This window comes from Paenibacillus apiarius (assembly GCF_017052585.1).
GTDB lineage: Bacteria > Bacillota > Bacilli > Paenibacillales > Paenibacillaceae > Paenibacillus_B > Paenibacillus_B apiarius.
The window spans coordinates 50,970-73,955 of record NZ_JAFFHZ010000001.1; the positions used below are offsets into that span (position 1 = coordinate 50,970).

The 22,986-nt window shown below is 49.3% G+C and carries 22 protein-coding genes; 3 read left to right on the forward strand and 19 right to left on the reverse strand.

The features are described from left to right. Positions 1 to 61 precede the first annotated feature (61 nt). The 3 genes from JSQ80_RS00260 to lpdA form a co-directional block, all read right to left on the reverse strand. On the reverse strand, positions 62 to 1,045 hold the full coding sequence (locus tag JSQ80_RS00260) for an alpha-ketoacid dehydrogenase subunit beta (protein ID WP_206093911.1): 984 nt from the start codon (positions 1,043 to 1,045) through the stop codon (positions 62 to 64). Beyond that, the gene (locus JSQ80_RS00265) at positions 1,036 to 2,067 is read right to left on the reverse strand and encodes a thiamine pyrophosphate-dependent dehydrogenase E1 component subunit alpha (protein ID WP_206093912.1); all 1,032 of its coding nucleotides are present in this window, start codon (positions 2,065 to 2,067) and stop codon (positions 1,036 to 1,038) included. Before JSQ80_RS00265 ends, JSQ80_RS00260 begins: the two co-directional genes overlap by 10 nt. Before the next feature lie 143 nt (positions 2,068 to 2,210). After that, entirely contained in the window at positions 2,211 to 3,638 is a 1,428-nt protein-coding gene (gene lpdA / locus JSQ80_RS00270; RefSeq protein ID WP_206093913.1) for a dihydrolipoyl dehydrogenase, read from the reverse strand. 332 nt (positions 3,639 to 3,970) lie between these two features. On the opposite strand from lpdA, the gene JSQ80_RS00275 reads away from it, so the two are divergent. Next, on the forward strand, positions 3,971 to 4,270 hold the full coding sequence (locus JSQ80_RS00275; protein ID WP_087433200.1) for a DUF2627 domain-containing protein: 300 nt from the start codon (positions 3,971 to 3,973) through the stop codon (positions 4,268 to 4,270). 113 nt (positions 4,271 to 4,383) lie between these two features. Here the strand turns inward: JSQ80_RS00275 and JSQ80_RS00280 are convergent, their stop codons facing one another. From JSQ80_RS00280 to JSQ80_RS00290, 3 genes are all read right to left on the reverse strand, one after another. Further along, the gene (locus JSQ80_RS00280) at positions 4,384 to 5,919 is read right to left on the reverse strand and encodes a VanZ family protein (protein ID WP_206093914.1); all 1,536 of its coding nucleotides are present in this window, start codon (positions 5,917 to 5,919) and stop codon (positions 4,384 to 4,386) included. 159 nt (positions 5,920 to 6,078) lie between these two features. Beyond that, positions 6,079 to 6,780, reverse strand: coding sequence for an AIM24 family protein (locus JSQ80_RS00285; RefSeq protein WP_087433202.1), 702 nt, complete (start codon positions 6,778 to 6,780; stop codon positions 6,079 to 6,081). A gap of 11 nt (positions 6,781 to 6,791) precedes the next feature. After that, a complete protein-coding gene (locus tag JSQ80_RS00290; protein WP_206093915.1) occupies positions 6,792 to 7,226 on the reverse strand; it encodes an SH3 domain-containing protein in 435 nt (144 codons plus the stop codon). Positions 7,227 to 7,587: 361 nt separating this feature from the next. On the opposite strand from JSQ80_RS00290, the gene JSQ80_RS00295 reads away from it, so the two are divergent. Together JSQ80_RS00295 and JSQ80_RS00300 are read left to right on the forward strand one after the other, a co-directional pair. After that, positions 7,588 to 7,872 (forward strand): hypothetical protein, encoded by a 285-nt coding sequence (locus tag JSQ80_RS00295; protein WP_206093916.1) that lies wholly within the window; start codon positions 7,588 to 7,590, stop codon positions 7,870 to 7,872. Between the two features lie 534 nt (positions 7,873 to 8,406). Beyond that, entirely contained in the window at positions 8,407 to 8,940 is a 534-nt protein-coding gene (locus JSQ80_RS00300) for a GNAT family N-acetyltransferase (RefSeq protein WP_206093917.1), read from the forward strand. A gap of 70 nt (positions 8,941 to 9,010) precedes the next feature. Here the strand turns inward: JSQ80_RS00300 and JSQ80_RS00305 are convergent, their stop codons facing one another. The 13 genes from JSQ80_RS00305 to xseA form a co-directional block, all read right to left on the reverse strand. Continuing rightward, positions 9,011 to 9,469 (reverse strand): hypothetical protein, encoded by a 459-nt coding sequence (locus JSQ80_RS00305; RefSeq protein ID WP_206093918.1) that lies wholly within the window; start codon positions 9,467 to 9,469, stop codon positions 9,011 to 9,013. A 364-nt stretch (positions 9,470 to 9,833) separates the two neighbouring features. Further along, entirely contained in the window at positions 9,834 to 10,076 is a 243-nt protein-coding gene (locus tag JSQ80_RS00310; RefSeq protein WP_206093919.1) for a DUF4318 domain-containing protein, read from the reverse strand. 823 nt (positions 10,077 to 10,899) lie between these two features. Further along, the gene (spo0A, locus tag JSQ80_RS00315) at positions 10,900 to 11,724 is read right to left on the reverse strand and encodes a sporulation transcription factor Spo0A (protein ID WP_087433761.1); all 825 of its coding nucleotides are present in this window, start codon (positions 11,722 to 11,724) and stop codon (positions 10,900 to 10,902) included. 169 nt (positions 11,725 to 11,893) lie between these two features. After that, positions 11,894 to 13,306 carry a SpoIVB peptidase gene (gene spoIVB, locus JSQ80_RS00320; RefSeq protein WP_206093920.1) on the reverse strand — a complete coding sequence of 471 codons (1,413 nt, stop codon included), beginning with the start codon at positions 13,304 to 13,306 and terminating at the stop codon, positions 11,894 to 11,896. A 118-nt stretch (positions 13,307 to 13,424) separates the two neighbouring features. Beyond that, a complete protein-coding gene (recN, locus tag JSQ80_RS00325; RefSeq protein ID WP_206093921.1) occupies positions 13,425 to 15,146 on the reverse strand; it encodes a DNA repair protein RecN in 1,722 nt (573 codons plus the stop codon). 23 nt (positions 15,147 to 15,169) lie between these two features. Beyond that, positions 15,170 to 15,619 carry a transcriptional regulator AhrC/ArgR gene (ahrC, locus tag JSQ80_RS00330; RefSeq protein WP_019422907.1) on the reverse strand — a complete coding sequence of 150 codons (450 nt, stop codon included), beginning with the start codon at positions 15,617 to 15,619 and terminating at the stop codon, positions 15,170 to 15,172. 67 nt (positions 15,620 to 15,686) lie between these two features. Then, positions 15,687 to 16,142: a DNA-binding protein gene (locus JSQ80_RS00335; protein ID WP_206093922.1), complete on the reverse strand. Its 456-nt coding sequence runs from the start codon at positions 16,140 to 16,142 to the stop codon at positions 15,687 to 15,689. A 134-nt stretch (positions 16,143 to 16,276) separates the two neighbouring features. Beyond that, positions 16,277 to 17,107 carry a TlyA family RNA methyltransferase gene (locus JSQ80_RS00340; protein WP_087433757.1) on the reverse strand — a complete coding sequence of 277 codons (831 nt, stop codon included), beginning with the start codon at positions 17,105 to 17,107 and terminating at the stop codon, positions 16,277 to 16,279. Between the two features lie 46 nt (positions 17,108 to 17,153). After that, on the reverse strand, positions 17,154 to 19,052 hold the full coding sequence (gene dxs, locus JSQ80_RS00345) for a 1-deoxy-D-xylulose-5-phosphate synthase (RefSeq protein WP_206093923.1): 1,899 nt from the start codon (positions 19,050 to 19,052) through the stop codon (positions 17,154 to 17,156). Next, positions 19,033 to 19,659: a CNNM metal transporter family protein gene (locus JSQ80_RS00350; protein ID WP_087433755.1), complete on the reverse strand. Its 627-nt coding sequence runs from the start codon at positions 19,657 to 19,659 to the stop codon at positions 19,033 to 19,035. The genes dxs and JSQ80_RS00350 overlap by 20 nt, the downstream gene beginning before the upstream one ends. Before the next feature lie 749 nt (positions 19,660 to 20,408). After that, positions 20,409 to 21,326, reverse strand: a complete 918-nt coding sequence (locus JSQ80_RS00355) for a polyprenyl synthetase family protein (protein ID WP_140397883.1) — start codon at positions 21,324 to 21,326, stop codon at positions 20,409 to 20,411. After that, positions 21,319 to 21,585: an exodeoxyribonuclease VII small subunit gene (xseB, locus tag JSQ80_RS00360; RefSeq protein ID WP_206093924.1), complete on the reverse strand. Its 267-nt coding sequence runs from the start codon at positions 21,583 to 21,585 to the stop codon at positions 21,319 to 21,321. Before xseB ends, JSQ80_RS00355 begins: the two co-directional genes overlap by 8 nt. A 5-nt stretch (positions 21,586 to 21,590) precedes the next feature. Continuing rightward, positions 21,591 to 22,946 (reverse strand): exodeoxyribonuclease VII large subunit, encoded by a 1,356-nt coding sequence (gene xseA / locus JSQ80_RS00365; protein ID WP_206093925.1) that lies wholly within the window; start codon positions 22,944 to 22,946, stop codon positions 21,591 to 21,593. Between the last annotated feature and the right edge of the window lie 40 nt (positions 22,947 to 22,986).

Here is a 22,986-nt window from a genome sequence, read left to right on the forward strand (position 1 = left end):
AATCGAGGGAGGAACGGCGGGAGGCTGACGCTCCCGTGTCCTCGGTCGATATTCCCGTTCATTAGAATAGCGCCAGCTGGCGCATCGCTTCCTTCACTTTATCCTTGCCTAACATAAAGAACTTCTCCATTGGAGGGCTGAACGGCATCGCCGGAATATCCGGTCCGCACAGCCGCTTGATCGGAGCATCCAGATCATACAGCAGCTCCTCAGAAATGATGGCGGACACTTCGGCGCCCACTCCGCCCGTCTTATTGTCTTCATGTATAATAAGAACCTTGCCCGTCTTCGCAACAGCCTCTAGAATGGCTGCGCGATCGAGCGGCTGGATGGTGCGCAGATCGAGAATGTGAGCGCTAATGCCTTCCTTCTCCAGCTCATCTGCGGCCTGCAGGGCATAGTGAAGCGGCAGGCTGTAGCCGATAACGGTAATGTCCGTTCCTTCGCGCAGCACGTTCGCCTTCCCGATCGGCACGATATAATCGTCATCCGGAACGTCTCCTGTAATCATCCGATAGCATTTCTTGTTCTCAAAAAAGATGACCGGATCGGGATCGCGAACCGCGGCTTTTAACAATCCTTTCGCATCGTAAGCCGTGGCCGGAGCTACAATTTTGAGTCCCGGCGTTCCGAAGAAAACGGATTCCGGACATTGAGAATGGTACAATCCGCCCGCCACTCCGCCGCCAATGGGAGCTCGGATAACTAGAGGACACGACCAATCGTTGTTGGAACGGTAGCGAATTTTGGCGGCCTCGCTAATGATTTGGTTCGTTGCCGGGAACATGAAGTCCGAATACTGCATTTCCGCAATCGGCTTCATTCCCACCATGGCCGCACCGATAGCGACTCCGGCAATCGCCGATTCGGCTAGCGGCGTATCAAGCGCGCGCTCCTCGCCGAATTGCTCATACAACCCTTTTGTCGTGGTAAAAACGCCGCCTTTTACGCCGACATCTTCCCCAAGCACGAACACTTCGCTATCGCGTTCCATTTCTTCTTTCATCGCCAGTCGGATGGCGTCGATATATTCCATTACTGCCATGTTCCGCGTTCCTCCTCTGCGTAGACATGTGCCAATGCATCTTCCGGCTGCGGAAACGGAGCCTGTTCCCCGTAAACCGTGGCCTCGTCGATTGTGGCTTTGATGTCCGCAAGCAGCTTGGCTTCATCTTCTTCCGACCAAATGCCGCATTCCATCAAATACGCTTTATAGCGGGGTATGCCGTCCTTCTCCCAATTCGCGTCGACTTCTTCCTTCGTGCGGTACGCCAAGTCGTTGTCCGAAGTAGAATGAGGCGACAACCGGTACATCACCGCTTCGATCAGCGTCGGTCCTTCGCCGCGAACCGCTCGTTCGCGCGCTTCTGTCATGACGCGGAACACTTCCAGCACATCGCAGCCGTCGACGCGAACTCCCGGGAATCCGTAGCCCAGCGCGCGGTCGCTGATTCGGCCGGCCACCTGCTTGGCGATAGGCACCGAAATCGCGTATTGGTTGTTCTGGACCATTATGATCGCAGGCACCTTATGAACCCCCGCAAAGTTGCAGCCTTCGTGGAAGTCCCCCTGATTGCTGGAGCCTTCTCCCAAGGTAACGAAGGACACCGAATCCTCCTTGCGCATCTTGGCGGCCAGCGCGATGCCCACAGCGTGCGGAACCTGAGTCGTTACCGGACTGGAGCCGGTAACGATTCGCAGCCGTTTGCAGCCGAAATGGCCCGGCATTTGGCGTCCCCCGCTGTTCGGATCCTGAGCTTTCCCGAACAAGGCAAGCATTAATTCGCGCACGGTCATGCCGACAGACAGCACGAAGCCGTAATCGCGGTAATAAGGCAAGAAATAGTCTTTGCTGTGATCAAGGGCAAATGCAGCTGCTACCTGAGCCGCTTCTTGGCCGATGCCGGACACATGGAAGTTGATCTTACCGGCACGCTGCAGCAGCAACGCGCGTTCGTCATATTTACGGGCAAGCACCATCAAGCGGTACATCTCAATAGCTTGCGCATTCGTTAATCCGAGTTCTTCATGCTTCGTCTGCTGACGAACAGTCACGTCAGGCGTCATGGAGTCATCCTCCTTTAATATCAACGTAATTCATCCATTACGGTCAATCAAATCATTACATAATACCAGGTACTAAGACTTGAGTCTAATACCATTATAACCTTTAGTTTTTGAAAAAGAAAACGTCAGATCCGTCCAGCTTGTCACATGCTTAACGATTGTCCGTCAATCGCCAACATCGCTTCTCCCATAATTTCAGACAGAGACGGATGAGGGTGAATGACATGTCCCATTTCCCAAGGCGTGGCATCCAGCCATTTGGCCACTGCCGCTTCGCCGATGAGCTCGGTAGCATGCGGGCCTACTATATGAACGCCAAGCAAATCGTTGCTCTTCGCGTCCGCAATCACTTTCACGAATCCATCCGTTTCCCCGTGCACGATAGCTTTGCCAATCGCCTGAAACGGCATTTTGCTCACTAGTATATCCAATCCGGCTGCTCTCGCTTCCTTCTCCGTCCAACCTATAGAAGCCGCTTCCGGCATCGAGTAAATGCAACGCGGAATGCGACGGTGATCGAGGGCAATGGCTGCTTGTCCATTAAAGTGGCCAACGGCGGCAAGCGCTTCTGCGGACGCTGCATGGGCAAGCTGGAGCCCGCCAATGACATCGCCAATGGCATAAATATGCGGTTCATTCGTCTGCATCCATTCATTGACCCGGATAAAACCGTGCGCAGACTCGATGCCAGCATTCTCCAGTCCAATATTTTCAATGTTGGCTTGTCTGCCTATGCATACGAGAAGCTTGTCTGCAATTATGCTGGATGTCTCTCCTCCTGCTTCCACAAGCAAATGCACCTCGCCTGCCGCTTCGTCTACATGTATCTCATCCGGTTGTATTTTGGCTTGCGTATGTATACGAGCCCCTCTCTTCTTAAGCTGCCGCTCAAGCTCGCGCGAGATGTCTTCATCCTCCTGCGGCACGATATGCGTTGCAGCCTCGATGACATCCACTTCCACGCCGAAATCGATGAGCATGGACGCCCACTCCATTCCGATAACCCCCCCGCCCACGATGGCAACCCGGCGGGGCAAGGCCGTCCATTCCAGCGCCTCATCCGTCGTAACTACATAGGTGCCGTCAACTTGAAGCCCAGGCAATGTGCGCGGTCTGGATCCGGTCGCTATAATCAGCTGCTTCGGCACGATCGTCTCCGCTTCGCCGTTATCGCTCTCAACGGCTACCGATCCGCTCTTCGGAGAGAAAATCGACGGCCCCATCACTCGTCCGTTGCCGTGAATGACCTCGATTTGGTGCTTGCGCATCAAGAACTGCACTCCGCGATGCAACTGCTCGACCACTTCCTGTTTCCGGGCTTGCGCACGTTCAAAATTAAGCTTAACTCCTTCGATCTCGATGCCGAACATGCTGCCATTCTGTGCTTGTCTGTACAGTTCTGCGCTCCGCAGGAGCGCTTTGCTCGGTATGCAGCCGCGATGGAGGCAGGTTCCGCCCAGCTTCTCCCGTTCGATGACCACTACCTTCTTTCCCGCTTGCGCGGCCGCAATTGCCGCAATATATCCACCCGTTCCGCCGCCGAGTACGGCGACGTCCACTTGTTTTGTCATTTGATAAACACTCCTTTAGACGGAATTTCCACTATAAACGAATGTTCAAAACCCACTTTTGAACAACCTTTAAAACGCTCGACTCCAATGGTTCTATTGTACTCTCTTTTTGTTCACCCGCCAAACATGTTTCTCCAGCGCGGACACCAAATGAGCAGGAAAGATTAGACATGTGCCGCAAATCACGGTAAGATAAGGAGAAATAAATCTAATCACGCATATATCGAACAACCTCTAATAGTACATGTTCAGAAGTAATGCATGTTCAAAGAGGGGCGCTTTTCAGGGCACTTTTTGAACACCTCTAAAATGAACTGACAGGTGAACTCATTATGAAGCAAACGCATGTCATCACTCGTTTTATCGCCATATTGTTGCTGGTTTTGCCTGGCATAGCAGCTACATACGGCTTTCTCGTCATGAAGAATGTCATCTTCCAATACATTGCCGACAAAGGGAATGATGCTATCTCCAACCCGACATTCGGTTGGTTGCCGCTTTTGGGCGGGTGTATGCTGTTCCTCATTGGCGCAGGCTTTATCGGCGGATGGATCTTCTATCGTGACCGCAAACGGAACTATGTAGCGGCACGCTTCCGCAAGAAACGGCCCAAGCCCGCTTCATTGAAATAATGAAGGCCCCCGCCATTCGATGTCATTCGAGTGGCGGGGGCCTTATTCTATGGAGGCGGCGGCTTCACCTTACGCGTGGAAACCGCCCTGTCCGTACGGCTATAACGGCCGCATCATTTGCCGGTGTCTTCGTCAGATGGACGTTCCCCGGCAGTGCGCTGCGTCCCGCCGTGTGCCGCTCCATCCTGCCCGGAGCCTTCCGTCGTTGAACCGGATTGCCCCAGCTTCGCCTTCAGTCTGGCGAGTTCCTGAGCGATGATTTCCTCTTTCGACAGCTGTTCCGGCTCGGCACGTTCAGACTGCTGCGCGCCCGCATCCGCGATTTCACTTGCAGATGGCACTTCTTGCGCCTCCAGATGCGGCACCTCATTTTCACATTCCTTAGACGCCATGTCAGGAGAACGCTCCGGCTCTTGCTCGGCCGTCTCATTGCCGCTGTCCGAATGAGGGGGCATCACGTCCATGTCACGTAACATACGCTCCGGTATCGTAATGACATTTCGCGTGCCGCTCATTTTTTCGTAGAAGAGACGCTTATCCTTTTTAAATAAATGAAGCAAAAGATGAATGAACAGCACTCCATTGAAAATGAGCCACGCCAAGAAAATCGCTACCATAATAAGAGGGGAATCCATCACTTCGTTGAAATTCAATACATACCAGAACACGTAGTTGATACCGCCGATACCGAAATAAAGAAGCCCGTATCGTTTGACCAATCCGATAAAGGATACGACACGCTGCTGTTCTTCTGAATTCAATCGGTCCTCTTGCAGATGAATACGTGTCACCCACTTGCCGAACGTCTTGCCTTCCGTAAATAGCGGCATCACAATGAAGTAGATGAATATGCCCGCTGCCAAATAAATAGGGTTCATATTTATTAAATCAAAGTTCGCCATGCTTTCTTTATATACTAGAGCAGTGTACACGATGTACACGCAGCCCATCACGATGGACAGGACGATCGAATCGAGCCACACGGCGATAGCTCTGCGGATAAATCCAACCGGCTTGCTCTTCAAATCGACATTAGCGTCCAGTTCGTGCGAACGAGGCAGGAAGTACGTAATGAGCGGCGCCAGCAAAAACCCCGTCATTCCGCCTAACGTGTTCAGAAGCAAATCATCGACGTCGAACAAACGGTATGGGCAATCGTAAATGCCATACAGTCCGGTTCGCTGCGTGACTTCGAAGAACAAGGATACCAGCAGCGCAATCACGGTCGTCTGCAAGAAAGATCGGCGGAAGTAATAACGCAAATACACGCCTAACGGCAACGTCAACACCATATTAAACGCCGCTTGAAAAAAGGCCCGCTCCTGCAACAAATATACGTAAGTGCTCGGATGCGACCATTCGACTCTGGATTCCTTCACAATATCGCGAATGAACTGAAACGGCCTCAGCTGCTCAAATACGGCGCTCGACCGCTCCACGCAGTTATGCGTTTGCGCGGGCAGTGGGAGAATGACGAGATAAAAAGCGGAAATAAAATAAAGCAGCATGGAATAAAGCACGAGAGAACGCACTTTATTAACGTACCCGTATCTGCGGTACTGCACGATCAGAAACGGAAGCGTCAAAAAAAACGCTGCAAAAGGAAATGTAATCAGTGCACTCTTAATCGGAAACAAATAAGCGTTCATGAATAATCCTTCCCATATCAAATTGTCGCAAAATTAATGTACCGACTTCAGTGGCGGTTGTCAACCCTATATCATTGACGCAATAAACAAATAACCGCCCTTCATTAGCCTGCGTTATGAACTAATGAACCGAGCGGCATCTATGTATTCGGATCTGGTCTAACGAATAAATATCCCGCCGAACGGTATCGTCTCTCTCATGATTCTTTTAACCAAGCCGTCCCCTTCTAAATCATGCTCCAATTGCCGATCGTTTATGTTCGTTTGCAGGAGGACATGCCCAGTTCCGGTTATTTCCCATTGAACATTCATATTCTGGCTCGCGATCGAGTTGCCGTACACGCATGGCTTCAGCGTCGCGTTCTCCGGATAAGCGACAAGGCAGCCGATATTCACGTAGGTGGGTTGCTCCGGGTGCAGCTGTAACGAATACAAGGGTCCGTTCGATAATATGCCCAGCAATCCATCGTCCGCATGGAACTTCATTTTGACGATTTCTTTTGTAATGAGCACATTTTTCAGCGTTTGGACGCGCCGCTCTACGTGAATGCCTTCGGTGTAGAACAAGATATGCTTCCATTCAAACAGCAGATCGCTGCCCTCCGTAATATGCAGCGTCTTCAAGCAATATCCGTTCGGCAAGCCGAGCATGACGCAAGACGGTCCGCTAATTCTGGATTGAATGAATTTGCGTTTGCGGTACATCCCTGCAATGTCCATGAACCGATCCTCGCGGTTGGCGGAATCGCCCTGGAACGCGATGATTTGCCGCGGGTGCAAAATATAAACGGCCTCATCCCCGCTCAGATGCAGCGAAGTCATCTGTGCATGCAATTCTTGGGCTTCTTGAATGACTTCCATTACATTCTCCTCTATTTCAACGTTCTGCGCCAGACGAAGATACGCAGCACCCGGGTAAGAATGATATATAATACGACCAGACCAATCCCTGTGCAGACAGTAATCACAATCCGTCGAAATTGCAGCTTTTCCTGCAGCTTCGCTTCCACATCCTTCTGCTCCCATTGATCAATGCGCTTGAGCAATTGTTCATTTTGCTGCCGCAGCGACTCGTTCTCTGCCTGCAATTGCTGCTGCATGGCATCCGATTGGCGCTTTGCCTCTTCAAGCGACTGCCGTGTTTCTTCATATTGCTGCTTCATCTGTTCAAAATCAGCCGGAAGCTCTGACAGCTTCTGCAGGAATCCAGCGTGAGCGGACGGACTCGGAACAAGGAACATCATGCTGAAAAAGAGCAGCAAGATTAGCCATGGCGCCTGCTTCCCCTTTTTCTGTCTTGATTGCATGCCATCCGCCTCCTTTTGAGATTATTTCAACTTCTCACCTATCAGTCGACAATTTTCATCAATATTATAGCATATCTTTATCGTTCGAAAAGGAAATGAAAGGTTACAAAATCATTAGATGAGGGTTGATTTTCGGAGAAAATGGCCGTCCACCGGAACCATTTAGAGCATTTGTGCTTACTATATCAGTAATGCAGGACTCATAAGGAGGAACCGGGATGCGTGATGAGGATCAGCGGAAGATATTGCTTGTCGTTACCATAATTGTGTTCTTAGCCTTCGCATACGGTTTCGTGGAAGGCACGGCACCAGAATCGGAAGGTACGATTATTCCGTAAACTTGACAAGAAGGTGAGTGTCAGTGACCTTTTCGAGAGGACGGCAAAAAAAATGCAGCGATAACAATAAAAATAATAAAAAAAAAAGAAACGGAACGAAATTATCTGTCGAGCAAATAGCGGTCATTGCCGCGTTGTTAACCAATTCACTTAAAGTGCAGTCGATCCTCGTAGACCGTAACCAAGTGGTGGAAGTGCTGCTTACCGGGTCTCTTCGCAAAAAGACGCAAATGGACCAGCTGATTGAACAAATAAGCGACCTCTCCATTGGAGATTTGCTAGAAAGCCTGAACAATCTAAATAAGTAATACGGCCTAGACAACTTGCTAATTCTAACTTCACAGATATTAGTTGATGTATCCCCCACCTTGTAGGAGCGAAAGTCTTATTTTTAATTGTTCGCCCTGCTTTGCACGAATATAGGACAAGCACACAGTGTAGAGCAGAGCCAAACAACATCGTGAAACACGACGTCTGGCCGGAAAAGAATATAAGTGGATAAATAAAGCGGCCCTGACTTCCCCATTGGCCAGTCCTGCAAGGACTTGGGCAATGAGGGGCGTCGAGCCGGATATAACGCCTTCTGCTGTTATCAACTTCCTCGGCTAAGTAACGTTGTCTGAATCTTGTATAATTTCTTCTAAAGTGAAAGGATTCGGAATGTTTAAAGTTAAGTATTTTCCGTATAACTTATGGATATCAATGACCAACTTTTGAGCCCCCTATTCAACATCGTCATATCAAAGTAAAATATTGTTATTCGTGAAATTACTCATCCCTATCAATGTTTATATGTTTCTTGAATTTATCTAGTTATTCCTTATAATAACGGGGGGATTTTTGTGGAGATATTGGGAGAGAAACTATTGCTGTCACAGATTACAATCAATGATTTGGATTTTATATGCAGGATAGAATGCGATAGGTGTCTATGGTATTTTGAAGAAGATCTACAGACGGAACAAGCCGTTAGAGAGAAATATCTACATAAAATCAATGAAATTGACGATGCATGCAGTTTTGATTTTATTGTAAGTTTAACTGAGGATGATAAGAAAACACTCATCGGTTTAGCGCAAGTTTGGAGCTATATCGAATACAGAAAGAGCTGGGAGTTAGGATATGCGATTCTTCCGGAATACGGGAGTAACGGTTATGGAACTGAAGCGGCCAGACTATTATTGAAATTTGCATTCGAAACATTAGATGCCCATAAAGTGGTTGGAATGTGCAATTCAAAAAATACTCGTTCAGCATCACTTATGGAACGTATTGGCATGACTAGGGAGGCTATTTTTAAAGAAGAGCTTTTTTGGCAAAACCAATGGACCGATCAATATTATTATTCAATTCTGGAAAAAGAGTATTACGTCTAACGCCCTACCTTTCGTGCAAGATGAAAAAAGCACCTTTAGGTGCTTTAGGTGCTTTTTTTATTAATAACACCTAACTGCGAGTGTCTATTACCAGTCTGTACGGTGTGTTAGGATCATAATCCGAAGGGTATCTCCCTCGCACTAATACATACACGTCTTCACCCGGATTAATAGTGGTTGTCAGAAAACGCGGTATTGCAGGACTACCGTAGTTGCCCTCATCTTTGAACGAAATAACTTGTCCGTCATTTTTGAATACAATAAACATCAGATCATACGTTCCACCACTATTAGGTGGGGTAAATAACGCTGCTACTGTACGCATGCCTGGAGTAGTGTTCTTTACATGGTAGAAATCGAGATCATCGGGAGCGTCGAGGTAACCGCCATGCTCATGCACATAGCCAAGGTCAACCTCAATTGCAGTATCAAAGGTATCTGCAACACCTTTTTGCGCAAAAGCAGATGGTGCAAAAGTTAGTATTAGCACGGAAGTAATCAAGGCTGTTATTACTTTTCTTATTCTCATAAACATTCGCCTCCAAATGCAATATAAGTCGGCCGAACTCTTAACAAAATATTACTAATTAATCAATCTTCTGGTATATAGTACGATAGGGCTAATATTTTGTCGGTTATTAAACATTAATGTAATATTCTATAAAGAAAACTTAATCTAAGTGGATTGTGGACATAGCGAGGGTGTAAAATAGAGTATGCCTTTCTCAGTTACTTATCTTACTGTTGCTCCAGAATAAATGTAGTGACTTGTACACATAAAGAATCGGAGATATGAAAGAGCGTTCGAACATTCGGAATACAGGGGCTCGGTACACAAAAAGCCCCGTTTTATTGAACGGGGCTTTTTCCTTTATAAAACAATCATTGTGGTATTAAATTTCTTTAAAATGGAGCACAAAGCCTGGTCTTCCTGCATTTTCAACTTGGCATTTATAAACAACATTATCTATAGAAATAACTGCAGGTCTATCGTATTCTACAAATTCGTATGCTACCTTTTCTTTCACACAATAACGTTCAATTTCATCTAAAAATGCTTGTTTATTCTTTGGAAGTTGATCCAATTCGACTGTAAAACCTTTCTTCAAAATCTTTTTCCAAAGATTTTCCATCATGATTGTCCCCCTCTTTTATAATTGATTACTACTTATAATTCTATTATACAATATCCTTTTCTTCGCGAAGAATTTATAATTTTATTATCGCATCTAAGCTAATATCTTTCACTAGTCCTTTTGTGACAGACTAAACTTCGGTGAGTTGGTGAAATGATCGAATAGGCTACGCAAACGGACGTGGAGTCTCCGATGTATCGAGAGGGCGAGCCGTATACTATTCCGGTCGTCGCGTGACACGCGGCTTGGTTCGCCGTAGTCAGTCCCCCTCAAATTTAAGGCGCGAAAACGATCTGCGAGAGGAGTACGTGGAAAAACAAGTAAAGCCCCGTTTTATTCAACGGGGCCGTTGCCGTATGGTTTTCGATCCGTAGCGCCAAGATACGATTTTAATCCGTCCTGCAAGATATGCGAGAAATTAACGTTTGCAGCGTCGTTCAGCCACTTCGGAATACGGTAGGGCTATCTGCGTTCAACTACCTATAATAAACAGGTTCGATAAGCGCATCGTTCGTGTTTTTACATTAAAAACGCCCACCTCCGAAAGTTTATCGGACAGGTGGGCGTCTTAGTTTACGTATTAAGTTGTCTAATGCAGACGCAATGACGCCTCGTCAGCCACTATTAGCCTGCGCCGGGCAAGGATTTGCGCTGCACTGTCGCTAAGTCAACGGCCGCCAAAGTTACGGCACGAACGGAGGTGAATCGTAAATTTTTGTTGGAGTGTTTGCGAAAAGTTTATCGGAACGTTTTAACGGGACGCCGATAAGTTTACGGGAACAAACGTTTGATACATCACCTTAACCCCTTACTCCTTACCTCTTCAGCTCACCTTATGCTCAATGCGCAGCTTGTCGGCTACCATCGCAATGAATTCGCTGTTCGTTGGCTTTGACTTGCTGATGTTGATTGTGTAGCCGAACAGACGGCTGATGCTGTCGATGTTGCCGCGCGTCCAAGCAACCTCAATCGCATGGCGAATGGCACGTTCTACGCGGCTCGGCGTCGTTTTGTATTTTTCCGCAATCGCAGGATATAATGTCTTCGTAATCGAACCCAAAATTTCAATGTTGTTATATACCATCGTAATTGCTTCGCGCAAATACTGATATCCTTTAATATGTGCCGGAACACCGATTTCATGAATAATCGAAGTGATATTGGCATCCAAATTCTTCGTCTTGCCCAGCTGTACAACATTGGATTTGGAGGATGAAGTCATCAAGCTGCTGGCACTGGAACCGCCCGTTAAAGCGGTATTCGACGATACGCCAGCTAACTGCCGAATGCGATTGGCCAAAATATCCATATCGAATGGCTTCAATATGTAATACGAGGCGCCAAGTTGGACCGCACGTTGCGTAATGCTCTCCTGCCCAAATGCGGTGAGCATAATGATCTTTGGTTGCGGGGACAAGTTCAAGCTTCGCAAACGTTCTAACACACCCAAGCCGTCTAAATGCGGCATAATAATATCGAGAATGAGCACGTCCGGCACCGCTCTCGTCTGCTCCAGGAATTGGAGTACCTCTTCGCCATTATAGGCGACCCCAGTGACGACCATGTCGTCTTGTTCTGATAAGAAATCAGCTAACAAATTAGTGAATTCTCGGTTGTCGTCCGCTAACAGTATTTCGATCTTTTGCAACTTTTAATCCTCCCTTGTCAAAGTTTCGCATATCGGCACCAATACAATGAGTGTTAAATCCTTTCCAGATCATGTTATTCGACATCAAGAATGAAATTCCTTCTGTCGAAAACTTTTTTTCTTTATTTTTTCGAAAAGATCCATTATAATGAAGATTTATTATAAATTTCTACATTATTCGTGCTGATTCGTAAAGGTTCGACATTGGTGTCGATTTGCTTAGTGAAAAAGGAGAAGGAGCACGCTGCGCGTGTACCTTCCCCTGTAGCCCCCACGTCTGCGGCGCCGATAAGACGACACCCGCATCCTGCAGCATCCATTCAATAAAGCAACCATAACCTGAGCTTGGGTCGTTGACGAAGACATGAGTAACGGCTCCGATTAGTTTGCCATTCTGAATGATTGGACTGCCGCTCATTCCCTGAACGATTCCACCGGTCTTCTGCAATAGTCGCGGATCAGTAATCCGAATGACCATACCTTTGGTTGCAGGCGTAGATTGCTTTGTCAGATGCGCAATTTCGATTTTGAAGCGCTCGACCTGTTGACCGTTCACGACCGTCAACATTTCCGCGGGTCCTTCCTGCACTTCCTCACTAAACGCTACCGGTATAGGCTCTTTAAATAAACTGTGATCTGGAGTAGCCGTCATTTTCCCGAATATTCCGAACGGAGTATTCCGTTCAATATTGCCTAAGACTCGGCTTTCCTTCAAAAAATGGGCTCTTTTCTCACCAGGTTCACCATTTTGGCTCTTGGATATCGAGGTTACGTTCGATTGTACGATTTCACCTTGACCAACGACAATGGGCGACTGCGTATCCATATCGGTAATTACGTGTCCCAAAGCTCCATACACGCCTTGATCGGGTGCATAGAAAGTAAGTGTTCCTACGCCCGCCGCAGAGTCACGGATATACAATCCGAGTCTCCACGTCTTATCCTCCGTATCATAAGCAGGCGTTAGCTGTGTCTTCACTTCCGTTTCACCGCGGCGGATAAGGAGTTCAAGCGGCTTTTTGCTCTCCCCGGCTTGCTTCACAATATCCGCCACTTTGCTTACATCATTTAGTCGAATCCCGTTCATACTCATAATGAGATCGCCTAATCGGACTCCTGCTGCTTCTCCAGGAGAGATTTTGTTATCTGGACTTACATGGACCAGATGGTGACCTACAACAAGAATGCCCGCTGATTTGACTTTGACGCCGATCGTCTGTCCACCAGGAATGACGCGCAAATTAGGAACGACATTCACTTTGAGCGTCTTTAATGGAATGCCTCCGAACAGCTTCAGCTTAAGTTCAGCCTGTCCGGATTGGGACGACTGAAGGGAAATCGGCTGCTGCAGCGATAAATCGAAGGAGGGGCGATTCTCGCCATTGACACGCAAAATATCCGGTCGGTCCACCGTGGCTTTAGCGTGTACAGGCATAACGAGATGAAGTTCTTTTTGCTCTCCTTCAAATAATCGAAGCTGGCTCGGCAATGCCGCAAAAGTGCGAAATGGAGCTGTGGTGCAGCATAAACAAACGATAATGACTAGCATCAGACCGAGCAGACGTTTTACGTTGGGGTTCAAAGGTGTCACACTCCTTTGTTGGCGGAAGCTTGACGAAAAGGACGTGCCGTTTTCGTAACTTTAAGGTATCCTTGACCCCTACGTTTTATTAGTGAAAATGATTCCTCAATCCCTTTATTTACGCACCTTTTTGACGTTCAGCCAACTTCAGCATTTCTTGTGCATGATGCAAAGTTCTTTCCGTTACTTCCACGCCTCCAAGCATGCGAGCCAACTCGGCGATGCGTCCTGTTTCGTCTAATTCCGTTACCTGCGTTGAAGTGCGCTCATCACGGACCTGCTTCTCGATATAATACTGATGATCAGCCATGCAAGCCACCTGGGGCAGATGCGTAATGGCGAATACTTGTCCGCTGCGGGACACCCACGCCAGCTTCTCCGCTATCGCTTGCGCGGCACGGCCGCTAACTCCCGTATCCACTTCATCGAATATGATCACCGGGACTCGATCCACCTCTGCAAATATGGTCTTCATCGCCAGCATAATACGGGACAATTCTCCCCCGGACGCAATCTTATGAAGGGGGCGAAGCGGTTCGCCGGGATTGGGGGAAATAAGAAACTCGGCATCATCCCAACCATTCTTCGTAAAGCGAACCGGGACGCCGCCCACATCGAAGCCATGTTCGCCTTGCAGCCGATCGAGCCGCACATCGAGCCGTGTTCGTTCCATATGAAGGTGCTGCAATTCTGCTTCGATACGCGCCGTTAGTTCATTCGCCAATTGGCGCCTTGCATTGGTTAATGCCTCCGCTTTCCGCGTCAGCTTCGCAAGCCGTTCCTGCGCTTCCTTTTCCAACGCGGCGATGCGTTCGTCCTTATGTTCAATCTTATCCGCCTCCGCTTCGATCCGCTGTAAATATTGAAGCATCTCCTCGACGGTTGAGCCATATTTGCGCTTTAATGAGGTAAGCTGATCAAGACGCTCCTCAATCTGTTCGAGACGAACTGGATTGAACTCTATATTTTCACGGTAGTCCCTGAGCTGATACGCAGCATCCTCCAACTGATAATATGCTGACTGAAGCTGCTCCACCATAGGCTGAAATTTCACCGTATCATACACCATTACATCCTCAAGCTTCGATAGCGCGAGATTGACGAAATCCATGGCGCCTTGCGCATATAAACGCTCATAAGCATTGTTCACAGAGTCCATCAGCTTCTCTGCATTGGCTAGTTTGCGCTTTTCTTCCGATAAACATTCATCTTCGCCAATTTTTAGTTGGGCGTTGTTGAGTTCTTCAATCTGGAAGCGATACAGATCAAGCATCTGATACGCTTGCTGGCTCGTCTCCTTCAATTGGTTCAATTCGTGCTGAAGAGCCATGAAGCATCCGAAGTCTTCACGGTATCGTCGCTTGATTGCAGCCAGTTCCTCACCGCCGTATGCGTCCAGCCATTCCAGATGACGCTCCACCTTGAGCAGCGATTGGTGTTCATGCTGACCATGTATATTGATAAGCAATTCTCCAACCTCGCGCAGCATCGTCAGATTGACCATTTGACCGTTGATCCTGCACAGGCTCTTGCCTTGCGCCGTTAATTCCCGTCGGATAATAAGCAGTTCGTCACGATCCGCTTGAATGCCCAAGCGAGATAACGCATTCCAGACCGGATGATCTCCTGGAAGATCGAATGAAGCTTCTACCTCAGCCCGGTCGCATCCGTAGCGGACGAAGTCAGACGATCCGCGTGCTCCGCCGATAAGCCCAAGCGCATCAATAATGATGGATTTACCTGCTCCCGTTTCCCCTGTAAGAACATGAAATCCACGATGAAAGTGCAGTTGCACCGATTCGACAACCGCCAAATTACGAATGGATATAGCTACTAACATGGAGCACCCCTCCCGAGCGCAAGTTATGAAATATGGCTCATAATCTGGTCTACGACGGCCTGGCTAAGCTGTTTCGTTCGGCATATGATAAGAATCGTATCATCACCGCATACCGTACCCATAATTTCAGGCCACTCGATCGAGTCCATCAGCACGGCGATCGCATTTGCCGTGCCAGGCAAGCACTTCATGACAACCAGATTCTCGGCACTATCGACGCTCACGAAGTTATCCAACAATGCGCGTTTCAATTTCTGTGCCGGATTGAAGCGCTGATCGATTGGAAGCGAATATTTATATCGACCATTATCCATTGGAACTTTAATAAGGTGCAGTTCTTTCATATCTCGAGACACAGTCGCTTGCGTCACATGGAATCCGGCTTGACGCAGCGCATCCACCAGTTCATCCTGTGTCTCGATGTCATTATTCATCACGATCTCTCTGATTTTGATATGTCGTTGTCCTTTCATGCATGCCCTCCATTAGATCAATCATGTGTGTAAATATTCACTGAAATCAATATAAATAAACCACTTATCAGGATTGTGCTTCTCCAAAATCCATACGCAGCAGACGCACCCGCCGTTCCAACAAATCTACAATAAGCAATCCGGCGCAATCCGGATAAGCCGCAAAGTAAGGTGTCCACAGCTTTCGCAGCCCGCTCGCGCCCCAATCCAGCTGCATCCGTTCTCGTGCGATACGAACAATATACCATTGTTCGTCACGTTTGACGACCATATCACCCCAAATTCGTGTCGGCTCCAAATTTTCCCCATCCAGACAAAAATGCAGCGGAACGAAAAATTTACCGCCGATGATTTCGTAGCCGCTGCTTTCAATTAAAGCAATCACTTCTTCGTCTTGCGGGAACCGGTCGCTTAACAGTACATCCTCCAGCGGCTCAGACGTACGCACATAATGGCGCAGCCCAAAACAAAGCCAAAGCAATAATCCGATTCCGATTATGCCCATCAACCATTGATCGCCCATACGGTCATTCACCTCAGGTTAGGATTAGGATCTATGCCGCTTACAATATTCATCAAATGGAAGAGCAAAAGAAACTCATCCGTCGGATGCCTGTCCCGGATGAGTTTCCTTTGCTGCTTGGCCTATTTAATACCTTATGAAGTGCGAAATGTGGAATTGGCTTCCTTGACGACAGCGGCAATCCCTTCGCGGGATATGTGCTCTTCAAGCTCATTCGCCTGTTCTGGTACAGTCCAATACGCTAAAAATTCAATATTGCCCTCGCCACCGGTAATTGGAGAGTAAGTCAACCCTTCTAAGTGAAACCCGATGGAAGCGGCAAAATCCAAAACGTCGCGCAGCACTTGCTCATGCGTGTTCGGGTCACGCACAACGCCCGATTTGCCTACCTTCTCCCGTCCTGCCTCGAACTGCGGCTTGATGAGAGCAACGACGCGCCCTCCGCTCGCGAGAAGCCGCTTCAAAGGCGGGAGAATCAACTTAAGCGATATGAAGGATACATCAATCGTCGCCGTATCCGGCTGCGGGCCTTCGAGATGCTCTGGCTCCATGTAGCGAAAATTGGTCCGTTCCATGACGTGCACCCGCTCGTCATTCCGCAAGGACCAATCCAATTGATTATAACCTACATCAATGGCGTACACTTGACTCGCTCCATTTTGAAGAGCGCAATCGGTAAAGCCCCCCGTCGATGCTCCGATATCCAGCATCACGCTGCCGTCAAAAGATAATCCGAACTGGCGTATCGCCTTCTCCAGCTTTAATCCGCCGCGGCTGACATAAGGATGCAGCGCGCCCTTCACCTTAATGGAGACATCGCGCGGAACCTTCATGCCCGCCTTCTCGATTCGTTCTTCATTTGTATAGACCAGCCCAGCCATAATGGCCTTTTTGGCCTTCTCGCGACTATCATAGTAGCCCTGCTCAACCAGCAGGACATCAATCCGTTCTTTTGGTATAGACATCCTTTGCTCCTGTCTTCATTCACTCTCTGCAACGAGATTGCATCGTCTAAGCCCGGGTCATCACATTGTTCCCATGCGCGAACAGCATCGTATGAACTTCCTTCGCTAGACGTTCTGCCGTTAAGCCGACCTCTTGGCGTTGTTCATTAATGCTTCCGTGCTCGATAAAGCAGTCCGGAACACCGATCGGCTTGATTTTAACTCCGAATAAATGATTCTCTGCATAAAATTCCATTACCGCGCTCGCCAATCCGCCTGCCATGGCTCCTTCTTCCATCACAAGAAGAGGAATCTGCTCCTTCGCAAGCTGGATTAGCAATGCTTCGTCAAGCGGCTTGATGAAGCGGGCATTGATGATTCGCAATTGAATCCCTTCACGCCGCAATTGCTCCGCCGCTTCTTGCGCAACTTGGACCATCGGTCCGATGGCAAGCACGGCCGCATGATCGCCTTGGCGAACCATTTCCCATGAACCGATCGGAATCGGAGTGAGAACTTCATCCAGCTTCACGCCTAGACCGTTAATGCGCGGATAGCGGACTGCTATCGGGCCGGCATCATAATCTAGCGCGGTCTTCATCATATGGCGCAGCTCGTTCTCGTCCTTCGGCATCATCAGCACCATGTTCGGAATGTGACGCAGGAACGGAATATCGAATACGCCGTGGTGCGTCTCGCCGTCTGGACCGACAAATCCAGCGCGATCGATGGCGAATACGACGTTGGCATGTTGACGGCAGATATCGTGCACGACTTGGTCATAAGCGCGCTGCAGGAAGGTCGAATAGACGGCGAACACCGGCTTCATCCCTTCCATTGCAAGCGCCGCACACATCGTGGCTGCGTGCTGCTCCGCTATGCCGACATCGATCATCCGGCCTGGGAACATCTCGGCGAACTTAAGGAGCCCGGAGCCGCCTGGCATCGCCGGCGTTACAGCGACGATACGCTCATCCTGCCGCGCCAGTTCGATTAAGGCGTTCGAGAACACTTCCGTATACATCGGATTGCCAACCGCCTTCAACGGTTGACCGGATTCAATCTTATAAGGAGAGATGCCATGCCACTTGTGCGAATCGGCCTCCGCAGGTGAATATCCCTTCCCCTTGGTCGTCAGGACGTGGACAAGCACGGGACCATCCACGCGATCCGCCTGTTGGAAAATGTCAATCAGCTTCTCGATATCATGACCGTCAACCGGTCCGAAATATTTCAGGCCGAATTCTTCGAACAGCATGCCGGATACGACTAGATACTTGAAACTGTCTTTTAGCCGTTCCGCTGTCTTGGCCAACTTGCCGCCGATGGCTGGAATCTTCTTCAGTAGCTGTTCCACTTCTTCTTTCGCTTTTTTGTAATTGCGGTCAGAGCGTATTTTGCTCAAATAATTATGCAGAGCTCCAACGTTCGGCGCAATCGACATTTCATTATCGTTCAAGACCACCATTAATTTTTTCTGTTCATGCCCAATATGATTGAGCGCTTCTAGAGCCATCCCGCCGGTGAGCGCGCCATCTCCAATGACGGCAATCACTTTGCTGTCTTCGCCTTTATAATCGCGTGACAGCGCCATACCCATCGCCGCTGACAGAGAAGTGCTGCTATGGCCCGCTTCCCATACATCGTGCTCGCTTTCCGCACGTTTGACGAAGCCGCACAATCCCTTGTATTGACGGAGCGTATCGAACCGGTCTCTGCGCCCGGTCAATATCTTATGTACATAAGCTTGATGACCGACGTCGAATATCATTTTATCCTTGGGACTGTCATATAAATAATGCAGGACAAGCGTAAGCTCGACTACGCCCAAGTTGGGAGCCAAATGTCCGCCTGTCGCAGATAATTTTTCGATAAGAAATTGGCGAATTTCCTCCGCCAACGGAACTAGCTGTTCTTTAGTCATTCGCTTTAAATCGCTAGGTTGGTTAATCTGTTCGAGCAGCACGGGATTTCCCTCGCTTTCGTTGTTTCGATTTGCTGCGTTTCTTCGTGAAGAGCGGAATTTTGAGCTTCGTCTCTATAACATAAAAGCATCTGCCAATAAGCAGCACGATTGGTGTTGCATAATAAATGGCAAATGATTTGCCCAACGCCTTGCCTCCCACTGTCAATGCCGACACCAGACCAGTAAAGACAACGCTCGTAACCGTCTTCATCAGCGCCGTGTCCGCATCCATTGCATACAGCAGATTCGTGACGACGATGGCTGTTGCCGCTCCGCTGATAACCCCCGTAATATCACCAATGACGTCATTGCAGAAATTAGAGAACCGATCTGCGTTGCGCACGATAGAAATCGCCTGCTTGGCGCCACGGACCTTCTCCGAGGCCATCGCGTGAAACGGCGTTTCATTCGCAGCCGCAGCAGCTAAGCCCATCATATCAAAAAACACTCCGATAAGCACGAGCAGGAGCACAATCACCATGCCAATGCTCCAACCCACTCCTTCCAGCATCGCGGTGGATGTGACGGAGAAGATGGCAGCAAGCGCAAATGTGATAAAGAAAATCAAGACGCTCCACCGAACGGAATGTTTAAATGAAAATTTCATTGTATTTGCTGTTCCATCCTTTAAGGTTATAACGAATCAGTCGAATCTGAATAAATTGGGAGTGGCAACTTCTTGAGTAAACGCTGTGGCTTAGGTCCAGTAGGTTTTCCCAGACGACCACCTCTTCGTCGCCGAACAGGCAGTTTCCCTTTACGGCCGTCTTGACGTCGTTGCCAATCGTCAGACTGAATTACCACTTAGTCCACACTATAATCCCCAAGAAGTCTCACGCCGTGAACAGTCTAGGAGTTTTCCTCAAGCAGCCTTGAACCAACCCTTAGCCTCTTTTGCAAACCAGATTTCAAACGGCATCCGAAAGATATGGCCTTTGGCCGAAGGACATCCTTTCTACACATCCGTAATCCCTGCAGATTCACTCAAGGCAGGCTACGCTACAAACAAGCCGGGTTCGTACAGTACCATTTCATTAGATAAGAGGAAATGATATGTGCGACTCGCAATGTAGGTTCATACCCCAAGCCGTAATGAGACGCGCGAGGGCGTCGTACCACGCACTTGGGCCTCCGCGGAAGCGGGGTCAACGCCCACATGCCATTGTGGATCGCCCCACAACCTTAACTCCCAGCATCAGCCCCCGACTGGGCGTCGAAAGCCAACACCAGGAACTTCATCGATGTGCCCTTTGGCGAATTTTTAGGCCCGCCTTCAGTGTTGGGAGGCCGACTAGAATACTGCACCACTCTACGTAAGCCCTATTATATCACATTTTTTTTCGTTTTACGCGCCATTTAATGGTTGCGATTCATTAAATAGTCAGCTAAATCGAACAGATGTTCGGGAGAAGGAAAACCCGCATCACTTATCGCCTGCTTCGCTTCCAGTGTCAACCGTTCCACTTCTTGCTGCGAAGCTTCAATGCCGATAAAGTAAGGATAAGTCACTTTGCCGCTCTTCTCGTCGCTCCCTTTGGCTTTGCCAAGCAGCGCTTCATCACCGACGACGTCCAATATATCATCCTGAATCTGGAAGGCCAAGCCGAGCTTCGTTCCATATATCGTCAACGCTCGAAGCTGAACTTCATTAGCTCCGGCAATTCGTCCCCCGGCGCGCAGCGAAAATACGATGAGATCGCCTGTTTTGTGCAGGTGAATATATTCCAGCTGTTCAAGCGTCGTAATTCCTTGCTCGCCCAGCATATCGGCCGCTTGTCCGCCGACCATGCCTCTCATGCCGGCATATTCCGCCAACTCTTCCACGATGGCGAGGGCGACATCAGCAGGAACACCGAATTGGCGGCTGCTCTGGACGATCGTATGGAACGCATGCGTTAGCAATCCATCGCCTGCCAAGATGGCCATAGCTTCGCCATACACTTTGTGGTTCGTTGGCTTGCCGCGCCGATAATCGTCATTGTCAAGCGCTGGCAAATCATCATGGACGAGCGAGTAGGTATGAATCATCTCGACGGCGCAGGCAACGGGCTCTGCGGCTGCGGTCCGCCCGTTCAAGCTTTCGCAAGCAAGCAAAACGCATACGGGGCGAAGCCGCTTTCCGCCCGCCATCAGTGAATAATTCATCGCTTGCCTGAGCGGCTCAGGGACGTGCCAGCCGGCTGGCAGCATGGCCGGAAGCAATTGCTCCAGCCTGGCCGCACGCTCCTTCAAGTAAGACGCGAACGCTCCGAAGGGATGAGAAGAATTACTCAATGGATCCACCCTCTTCTTCGGGACTGAATGGTTGTCGTTTCAACTCGCCGTTCTGTTCGGTCAGCATTTCAATCTTGCGTTCCACTTGCTGAAGCTTCTCGGAACACAGCTTGGATAAGCGCATGCCTTCTTGGAATAAATCGATGGCTTTCTCCAAAGGAGCGTCTCCGCCCTCTAATTGCGCGACAATCTGTTCCAGCTTCTCCATTGCCGCTTCGAAATTCAGTTCTTCCATCAGTTCGACTTCGCTCTTTGCCATGGGGGTTATTCACGCTCTCCTTTCATAGACCATACTTGACAATTCAATTGACCGTCGCTCAGTTTCACGTTGACCACGTCTCCGAGCTGAACGTCTGCGATGGTGCGAATAATTTTGGATTCCTGTTCGTCATACACGAGGCTGTATCCGCGTGACATGATTTTGAGCGGACTAAGCGCATCCAGCTGGCGGATATGACCGCCCAGCTCCATCTGGCGCTGTATCATTTGAGCCGTCATCGACTGCCGCAGCTGCCGCTCGGCATTCGTCAACCGCTGCCTGGCCGTGCGAATCTGATGGACCGGAGTCTGCTCGCGCAGACGGCCGCGCAGTTCTCTCCAGCGTTCTTCTGCTCTTCCGATATGCTGCATCGACCGGTACTGCAATTGCTCGGTCAATCGTTCCAGACGCTCCGCCTGCTTCAACGTCAATTGCTCCGGTCTTCTCAGCATGGAGGATTGCTGCGCGCGCATCAAGCGCTCTTGATTGCGATTCAACAGACGGTTCATTCCGTGCTGAAGCCGCTGCTGCATATGAAGCAGATGCTTGCTCAGCTCCTCATGATGGAGGACCGCAAGCTCCGCGGCGGCCGTCGGCGTTGGCGCCCGTAAATCCGCCACGAAGTCTGCAATCGTGAAATCCGTCTCGTGCCCTACGGCCGAAATAACCGGAATCGCAGACCCCGCGATGGCACGGGCCACGACTTCTTCATTAAAGGCCCACAATTCTTCCAGTGAACCGCCGCCGCGGCCAATGATCAGCACATCCACTTCTTGGTGCCGATTCATCGCTTCAATCGCCGTCGCAATCGAAGCGGCTGCTTGAGTTCCCTGTACGAGCACGGGGTAGAGCATTACCGACATCCCCGGCTGTCTGCGCTTCAATGTAATCATGATATCGCGGACCGCCGCACCCGTTGGAGACGTGATAACCCCTATCGCTTTGGGGAACCTCGGGAGCGGCCGCTTCCGATCCTCTGCGAACAGCCCTTCTCCCTGCAACCGTCCCTTCAGCTGCTCATAAGCCATATACAGGCTTCCGATCCCGTCAGGCTGCATGTGCTGCGCGTAGAACTGGTACTGCCCGTCCCGTTCGTATACCGTTACATATCCGCGCGCAATCACCCGTGTCCCTTCCTTGGGACGAAAAGCAAGCTTCTGATTGTGGGAGGCAAACATTATCGTTCGGATACGGCTGTCGGTATCCTTGAGCGTGAAATACATATGACCGCTGGAATGGTGCGTGAAGTTTGATATTTCGCCGCGCAGCCATACATCCTGCAGCATGGCGTCTCCATCCAATTTCATTCGGATATATCGATTTACATCCTTAATGGACAGTATTCGCGTTTCAGAAGACATGACTTTTTGCCTCCTTTCCAAGGCTGCTGAAAAGTGACCT

Coding starts and splice junctions, on each gene's coding strand:
- JSQ80_RS00340 (WP_087433757.1), bottom strand. CDS start 17,107: ATGTCTATACCAAAAGAACGGATTGATGTCCTGCTGGTTGAGCAGGGC.
- JSQ80_RS00265 (WP_206093912.1), bottom strand. CDS start 2,067: ATGACGCCTGACGTGACTGTTCGTCAGCAGACGAAGCATGAAGAACTC.
- JSQ80_RS00310 (WP_206093919.1), bottom strand. CDS start 10,076: ATGATGGAAAATCTTTGGAAAAAGATTTTGAAGAAAGGTTTTACAGTC.
- JSQ80_RS00350 (WP_087433755.1), bottom strand. CDS start 19,659: ATGAAATTTTCATTTAAACATTCCGTTCGGTGGAGCGTCTTGATTTTC.
- JSQ80_RS00260 (WP_206093911.1), bottom strand. CDS start 1,045: ATGGCAGTAATGGAATATATCGACGCCATCCGACTGGCGATGAAAGAA.
- JSQ80_RS00280 (WP_206093914.1), bottom strand. CDS start 5,919: ATGAACGCTTATTTGTTTCCGATTAAGAGTGCACTGATTACATTTCCT.
- xseA (WP_206093925.1), bottom strand. CDS start 22,946: ATGTCTTCTGAAACGCGAATACTGTCCATTAAGGATGTAAATCGATAT.
- JSQ80_RS00285 (WP_087433202.1), bottom strand. CDS start 6,780: ATGGAAGTCATTCAAGAAGCCCAAGAATTGCATGCACAGATGACTTCG.
- lpdA (WP_206093913.1), bottom strand. CDS start 3,638: ATGACAAAACAAGTGGACGTCGCCGTACTCGGCGGCGGAACGGGTGGA.
- ahrC (WP_019422907.1), bottom strand. CDS start 15,619: ATGAAAGGACAACGACATATCAAAATCAGAGAGATCGTGATGAATAAT.
- JSQ80_RS00335 (WP_206093922.1), bottom strand. CDS start 16,142: ATGGGCGATCAATGGTTGATGGGCATAATCGGAATCGGATTATTGCTT.
- JSQ80_RS00290 (WP_206093915.1), bottom strand. CDS start 7,226: ATGCAATCAAGACAGAAAAAGGGGAAGCAGGCGCCATGGCTAATCTTG.
- JSQ80_RS00275 (WP_087433200.1), top strand. CDS start 3,971: ATGAAGCAAACGCATGTCATCACTCGTTTTATCGCCATATTGTTGCTG.
- recN (WP_206093921.1), bottom strand. CDS start 15,146: ATGTTAGTAGCTATATCCATTCGTAATTTGGCGGTTGTCGAATCGGTG.
- xseB (WP_206093924.1), bottom strand. CDS start 21,585: ATGGCAAAGAGCGAAGTCGAACTGATGGAAGAACTGAATTTCGAAGCG.
- JSQ80_RS00305 (WP_206093918.1), bottom strand. CDS start 9,469: ATGAGAATAAGAAAAGTAATAACAGCCTTGATTACTTCCGTGCTAATA.